Origin of the sequence: Niveibacterium sp. 24ML (genome assembly GCF_026586805.1) — a bacterium.
In the GTDB taxonomy this organism is placed as follows: Bacteria; Pseudomonadota; Gammaproteobacteria; order Burkholderiales; family Rhodocyclaceae; genus Niveibacterium.
The window spans coordinates 167,608-174,166 of the sequence record NZ_JAPFHA010000008.1 but is presented as its reverse complement, the minus strand read 5'-3'; the positions used below and the strand labels follow the sequence as shown (position 1 = coordinate 174,166).

Below are 6,559 nucleotides of genomic sequence, written 5' to 3'. Positions count from 1 at the left end.
TGCTCTGCCTGGGGTGGTACGCTTATCCCTACGACAACTGCATCCCCGAATCGTTCACGGGGTTTTGCATCACCCTGCTAGCCGCAAGCGCCTGCTCGATCCAGGCAGGGTCAATCAGTGCACTGAGTTCATCGAGTCGCTCGGGGACTCGGGGAAGGGTCTGGCGCAGCGCGCTCTCAAGCAGGCTCATCAAGCAAAAAGGGAACGTGTTCAACACGTTCCCTTTTTACCGGATCAGCGGGCCTACGGGCTTAACTGACTGGCATTAGCCCACCGGCGGGGTTTTCATTTGGCTGGCGCGCAAGCGATGCAGCCGCGCGCACAGCCGGCACCGCTAGAATGGGTGGCCTTGGCCTCCACATGGCCGCCCTGCCACTTTCAGGACGCAATGGACACTGCGGCAAACACGGCGCTAATCGTCTTCTCGACCTTGCCCGATATCGAAAGCGCAGAACAACTCGCCAAAATGCTGGTCGAACGACGACTCGCGGCCTGCGTCAGCATCGGTGCGCCGGTAACTTCCATCTACCGATGGGAGGGCGCGATCGAGCAGGCGTGCGAAGTACCGATCACGATCAAGACCAGCACTGCACGCTACCCCGCCATGCAAGCGGCTTTGCTGGACGCCCACCCCTACGACGTGCCGGAACTGCTGGCCTGCGCCGTACAGGACGGGGCTGCGCCCTACCTGCGCTGGCTCCACGACGCGACCGCGATTGATCAACCCGACTCCACAGAATGCTGAACCTTCAATGAAGCACCTGATCATTCTCGTCTTCGCTTTGCTGGTCGGCCAGGCCAGCGCAGCGCCCGAGCCACTCGAACCCGAGAAGGCCTTCGTCCCCAGTCTGCATTCAAGCGATCCCAAATCGCTCGAAGTTCGCTTCGAGATTGCCGAGGGCTACTACCTTTACAAGCATCGCTTCAGCTTCAAGCCCCTCAGCCCGAACGTGGTCCTGGGCGAACCGAGCTTTCCGGCCGGCGAGCGCAAGAACGATGAGTTCTTCGGCGAGGTGGAGACTTATCACCGCGCGCTGTCCGTCGCGCTGCCGCTTGCGTCGGGCGAAGTGGGCCCCGGCAGCAAGCTCAGCGTGAGCTATCAGGGGTGCGCCGAGGTCGGCGTGTGTTACCCGCCGGTCACAACTGAACTTACCCTCGGCGGCACCAAGGCGGCGGGCCTGCTGGCCCGTGCGGTTGAAGGCTTCAGCCAGCCTGAATCCGCCGCGCCTGGGTCGGCCACGCCCGCAAGCGCTGCGCCGGCCATTGCGGCCGCACCGCCGCTTGCGCAAGACGAAGCGGGGCGCCTCGCGACGGTGCTCAACGAGGGCAAGCTGGCGTTGATCCTGCTGAGTTTTTTCGGCGCAGGCCTGTTGCTGGCCTTTACGCCATGCATGCTGCCAATGTTGCCGATCCTCTCGGGCATCATCGTCGGTCAGGGCACGCATGTTTCACGCACGCGGTCTGCCGTACTGGCCAGCATCTATGTGCTGGGCATGGCGATCACGTATGCCCTTGCCGGCGTCGCGGCCGGGCTGTCTGGCACCCTGCTGTCGGCCGCGCTGCAGAACGCGTGGGTGCTGGGCGGCTTTGCGCTGATCTTCGTTGCACTTGCCTGCGCCATGTTCGGCTTCTATGAACTGCAGCTTCCCAGTGCGCTGCAGAGCCGTCTTTCCAACACGGCCAATCACCAGCGCGGTGGTTCGGTGCTCGGCGTGGCGGTGATGGGTGTGCTCTCGGCCCTGATCGTCGGCCCCTGCGTCGCGGCCCCATTGATGGGCGCCCTGCTCTACATCGCCAAGACCGGTGACGCACTGCTCGGCGGCAGCGCCCTGTTCGTGATGGCCCTGGGAATGGGCGCACCGCTGGTGCTGGTCGCGGTGGCTGCGCGCGGCCTGCTGCCGCATGCAGGCCCGTGGATGGAGTCGGTCAAGCGAGGTTTCGGCGTGATGCTGCTTGCACTCGCGCTGTGGCTGGTGCACCCGGTGCTGCCCGAGGTCGTAATCATGCTGGCCTGGGCGGCTTTGGCGATCGTCTGCGCGGTCTACCTGCATGCACTCGATCCGCTCCCCCCGCAGGCCAAGGGCTGGCGCCGCTTCTGGAAAGGGGTCGGGGTGCTGCTGCTGATCGTTGGCAGCGCCTTGCTGCTAGGCGCTCTGGGTGGCAGTCGCGACCCGCTGCAGCCGCTGGGCTTCCTGCGTGGGGCCAACGCCGGACAAGCAGAAAAGCAGTTGGCCTTTGAGCGGGTCACAAGCCTGGCCGAACTTGACCAACGCATCGCGGAAGGCAAGCCGGTGATGCTCGACTTCTATGCCGACTGGTGCGTTAGCTGCAAGGAAATGGAACGCTTCACCTTCCGCGACGAGCGCGTGATTGCTGCGCTCAAGGGGAGCACACTGCTCAAGGCCGACGTGACCGCCAACACGGCCTCTGACCAGGCTTTGCTCAAGCGCTTCGGCCTCTTTGGCCCGCCCGGCATCGTGTTCTTTGATGCATCCGGTCGCGAGATCGAAGGCTTGCGCGTGATCGGCTATCAGGACGCCGACGCCTTCCTTGCCACGCTGGCGCGCCGCGACGGCTCATAAAAAAAGAGGGCCGCGAGGCCCCCGCCTCACGACCCGACACGACTACCGACCACGAACCTCATCGCCATGGAGTGGACCAAGGGCGATGAAGACCCCGCCGCAAGGGAGCCATGTGGCGGGGTCGGACGCAATTATGCCTTAAAGGTTTTTCACCTGTCTATGCACGTTGCATTTCTCGGGACATCCGTCACGGCCCCGACGGAATGACGCCGTGCTTGGGGGCAGGTCCCCCGCACGCCGCGCAAGGCATGCGGCATCTGCGCACCCTTGACGGGCGCGTCGATCAGTTCGGGGAATTGTCGAGGACGGGGCGCGCAAGCGCCGGGCTTGCGCACTGCGGCGCAGGAGGCTGCGCCGCTCATGGTCTGTGTTCAGGGCCCGCGGATTCGCAGGCCACCGAGCGGGATGTCAGTCAGCGGCCAGATTGGCGGCGAAGACGCTGTCGGAATTGTCAGGGAAGGCGTAACGGGCAAAAGCGCGGCGGATACGGGCCTTGTTCTGGCGCGCGCCGTGGTCGATGAAGCGGATGCCGATGGCCTTGCCGTTTTGCGCCATGGTCATGAAGGCAAATCGCCAGCGCGCCGTCTCGGCCAGCCGCTCACGCAGTTCGCATTCATTTGCGATCTCGACCCCCGCTGCTTTGAGCGAATCGAGGAATTCTGCGTAAGACTCTTCACAAAGCCTGCCCATGTTCTTGCTCCGTCATTGTTATGTGGTGATCCACCATGACGCCTCTAACGGTAGCGAAAGCGGAAAGGTTGACACGCTGCGCGGCAAACAGCCCGGCGGGCTTGCGCAAACCGGCCTTGCCGGTCAAGACTTCAGGCTTGACCAACTTGCAGCCTGCCCATGAGTGCCAACGCCGAGAGTAACGAACGCCGCACCCGCCAGCGCTTTGCCGCGCACCGTGACGGGAAGACGATTTTCTGGGTGGAGCTGAACGGCCACCGGCTGCCCTTGAACGATCTATCGCTGGAAGGCTTCAGCTATGCCTCGGCGATTGAGCCGGAGATCGGGCTGGAGTTCGCCTTCGCACTGCGCCTGGACGGAATCCCCGACCGGGTCAGGGGTCAGGCACGCATCGTCAATTTCATTCCGCAGGGTGACAGCGGCCAGGTTGGCTGCCGCTTCATCGGCTTCGAGAACGATGGCGCCTACGATCTGCACGACTGGCTGACCGTGCATGTCATCACCAGCGCGTCGGTGCGGATTTCCGAGAAGGAAGCGAAGGCAATCGTCGCGGGGCCGTCACTGATCTGACACGCCCCGCGGCAGCTCAGGGCAATGCGCCCTTGAGTTCGCGGCGCAGCATGGTCAGCAGCAGGCGATCCCCGTGCACCTTGAGCACCGGCCAGACGTGCTGCAGCGCCGCCTGCGCTTCGCGCGGCCGGCCCTGCTGCGCCAGCGCGAGCGCATACGCACCCGAGCACAGGGCGAGCGAGGACCACACCGCCGGATTGGCTGCGTATTCCAGGAAGCCCTGGGTGGCACGGCCAAGGGCGGCGAGGGCCTCGGGGTGCCCATGACGCAGCGCGAGCATGCCGCGCGCCCAGTCGACGAAGGGGCGGCCGAAACTGGGCAACTTCGCTTCGTCGATACCTGCCAGCAGATGGGGCACGGCGTCGGGGTCACCGACGCGCGCTTCGGCCAGCGCAAGGTCAAGCCGGTGCGTCAGGTTCGTCGGCGCCGCGCTGTAGGCGGCCCGCATGGCCTCGACGAAGCCTGCGTAGTCGCCCCCCGCATGGCAGACGGTGGCAATGCGTTGATCGACCATGCCCGGCGCCTTGGCATCGAACTCGGTGCGCCACGCTTCCACCGCTGCGCGAGCCCCGGCCAGATCACCACGCACCGCACGGATACAGGCCGCCCGCACGGCCACATCGAAAGTCAGCAGGGGTTTGCGACTGCCGGCCGCCAGCTGCGCGAGCAGCGTTGAAGCCAGATCCCATTGGCCCAGTGCGCAGGCCCGCAGCATGCGGTCGTAGCGCATCGCATGGCGGTACTGCCACAAGGGCGGCAGCAAGGACAGCGCGAGGAAGAGGAGCGCCAGCGCCACCAGCACGCGGTCGCCACCGATCAGGCCCCACAACAACAGACAGGCATCAATCGCCAGCCACAGGCGGTTGCGCCGGAACAGTTCGGTGAGGAAGGTGCGCACGCCGGGGTCGGTCTGCAGGCGCAGCTCGAAAGCGGCTTGCTGCTGGCGCATCGAAGCGGGTACGGCGTCGCGGTCATCGCGCAGCGCAGCCATGTCGGCGGCGTCATGCAGCCGGATGTTGGCAAGCCCGCGGGCGGCGAGCGAGGCGAGCGCCTCCTCCGCGTTGCCGGCATCGACATAGTCGGTCAGGGTGTGCCCGGCCGGATCGTGGGCACTGAAAAGAATGCGCGCCATGGTGAGCCCCCGTTGCTGCAGCGGCGCCAGAACCGCGCCCCGCATCACGGATGCTGTCATACCCGTTTGGCATGCTGCGCGCCGTTCGTCAGGCGCCGGCCACCGGCCTTCGCGCCCTTGCCGAACGCACCTCGCGCGCCTGTAGGAAGCGCGCCTACCAGTGCGGCGGAATCTCGTCGCGCAGGTCGCCGGGGGGGGCGCCGCCCCCGCCGCCGCCGGACGCGCGCACCTGTTCGGTGAGCGCCTGAAGATGCTTCTGCAGCGCTTCGATCTGCTGCTGCTGACGAAAAACGGTGCTGTTGAGCTCGTCGAGCAGATCCTCGGCAAAGCTCAGTTTCACTTCCAGACGGTCGATGCGCGCTTGCATGGGAATCCTCGTTCAGGGCGCGGATTCTAGCCGCTCTGGCCGCTCAGCCCGCCTTGATCTTCGAGGTGTAGGCCAGATCACTCTGCAGATTGGTCTGCGCAACGCCGATCCGCAACAAGGCGTAGGTGACACTGGCGAAGGGGTCGTCGTAGTCCGGCCGACTCGCCTCCAGCACCGAAACGCCCTTGGGGATCAGGCGCCCGCGTCCGGTATCGATGGTGGGCTCGGCCTTGAGCACCTTTTCGTAGTCCGCCCCACGCACCAGCAGGCTGTAGCCGGGGCGCAAGGCCAGCACCTTGGCGCTCGCGAGGCCGCCGCTGACCTCTTCGCGCGCGCGCCGGGTCAACACGTAGCTGATCGGATCGCCAGCGAAGATCGGCTCGCCACGCTGATCACCGAGCAGGCGGTCGAGGCTCTGGTTAACGAAATTCAGGCACGGCGTGGTCAGCGCAGGCAAGCCGAGCATGCCGATCAGATCCTTGCCGGTGTCGCCGGTGATGAAGTTGAGCGCCTCGCGCCAGAAAGGCGGCTCTTCATGCCGCAGCACCTTGAACTGCAGTTTGAGCGCGCCGCCGGGCACTTCCATCACCCGGCTCTGAAAGGCGCGGCGGAAGGACAGCGCCAGTTCGGTCGGCTCGGCCGCGGCGGGCTTTTCCTTGCCGCTGGCTTGCTTGTAGAGCTTGAGGCCGGCGTTGAGCACCCAGTTGAGGTTTTCGAGCCCCGGGTTGTCTTCTCCGCGATCCTGCGCGATCGAGAACTGGAAGGTCAGCCGATCCTTCGGGCCGAAGCGCTCGTCGTCACGGGCGAAGTGAAAGCCGGCGACCGAAATGCCGACCAGCGCATCGGGGTTGTCGTCGCTACCCTCGAGCACCGGGCTGGCCTCTTCCGGGCCGGTGACGCGGTCGCCGCCGGCATCGCTGACAAAGGGCAGGACGAAGAAGCTGGTCTCGCTTTGATCGTTGCGGGTCAGCTCCATTTGCCCGCCGCGCATGCGGAATTCAACCCCGTGCTGCGATGCATGGCCGCTGGCGTCGCGGCCGAAGGCGCGTGGCGTCCAGATCTTCGGGTCTTCAACCAGGGCGCGGTCGGCCGCGCTCATCGGGTCGATACGGATCAGCCCGGCGCGAGTCGGGCCGGCCGGGGCGCTGAAAAAGGTGGACATCTCGCAACTCCTGCTTGGCGGACTTCTAGCCTAGACCGTCACCGCAAAGCCGCAAT

The 6,559-nt window shown here is 65.6% G+C and carries 7 protein-coding genes; 3 read left to right on the top strand and 4 right to left on the bottom strand.

Annotation, left to right across the window (positions count from 1 at the left end; all coding sequences use genetic code 11):
- Window positions 1-388 precede the first annotated feature (388 nt).
- Together cutA and OPU71_RS09475 are read left to right on the top strand one after the other, a co-directional pair.
- Window positions 389-745, top strand: coding sequence for a divalent-cation tolerance protein CutA (gene cutA, locus OPU71_RS09480; RefSeq protein ID WP_267727700.1), 357 nt, complete (start codon window positions 389-391; stop codon window positions 743-745).
- Window positions 746-752: 7 nt separating this feature from the next.
- On the top strand, window positions 753-2,582 hold the full coding sequence (locus OPU71_RS09475) for a protein-disulfide reductase DsbD (protein WP_267727699.1): 1,830 nt from the start codon (window positions 753-755) through the stop codon (window positions 2,580-2,582).
- A 408-nt stretch (window positions 2,583-2,990) separates the two neighbouring features.
- Here the strand turns inward: OPU71_RS09475 and OPU71_RS09470 are convergent, their stop codons facing one another.
- On the bottom strand, window positions 2,991-3,272 hold the full coding sequence (locus OPU71_RS09470) for a hypothetical protein (protein ID WP_267727697.1): 282 nt from the start codon (window positions 3,270-3,272) through the stop codon (window positions 2,991-2,993).
- Between the two features lie 159 nt (window positions 3,273-3,431).
- Between OPU71_RS09470 and OPU71_RS09465 the strand changes: the two genes are divergently transcribed.
- Window positions 3,432-3,842, top strand: a complete 411-nt coding sequence (locus tag OPU71_RS09465) for a PilZ domain-containing protein (RefSeq protein WP_267727695.1) — start codon at window positions 3,432-3,434, stop codon at window positions 3,840-3,842.
- 16 nt (window positions 3,843-3,858) lie between these two features.
- Here the strand turns inward: OPU71_RS09465 and OPU71_RS09460 are convergent, their stop codons facing one another.
- The 3 genes from OPU71_RS09460 to OPU71_RS09450 all read right to left on the bottom strand — a co-directional run bounded on the left by OPU71_RS09460 (window position 3,859) and on the right by OPU71_RS09450 (window position 6,503).
- Window positions 3,859-4,974, bottom strand: a complete 1,116-nt coding sequence (locus OPU71_RS09460) for a hypothetical protein (RefSeq protein WP_267727692.1) — start codon at window positions 4,972-4,974, stop codon at window positions 3,859-3,861.
- Window positions 4,975-5,128: 154 nt separating this feature from the next.
- The gene (locus OPU71_RS09455; RefSeq protein ID WP_267727690.1) at window positions 5,129-5,341 is read right to left on the bottom strand and encodes a SlyX family protein; all 213 of its coding nucleotides are present in this window, start codon (window positions 5,339-5,341) and stop codon (window positions 5,129-5,131) included.
- A 43-nt stretch (window positions 5,342-5,384) separates the two neighbouring features.
- Entirely contained in the window at window positions 5,385-6,503 is a 1,119-nt protein-coding gene (locus OPU71_RS09450; protein WP_267727688.1) for a hypothetical protein, read from the bottom strand.
- Window positions 6,504-6,559 lie beyond the last annotated feature (56 nt).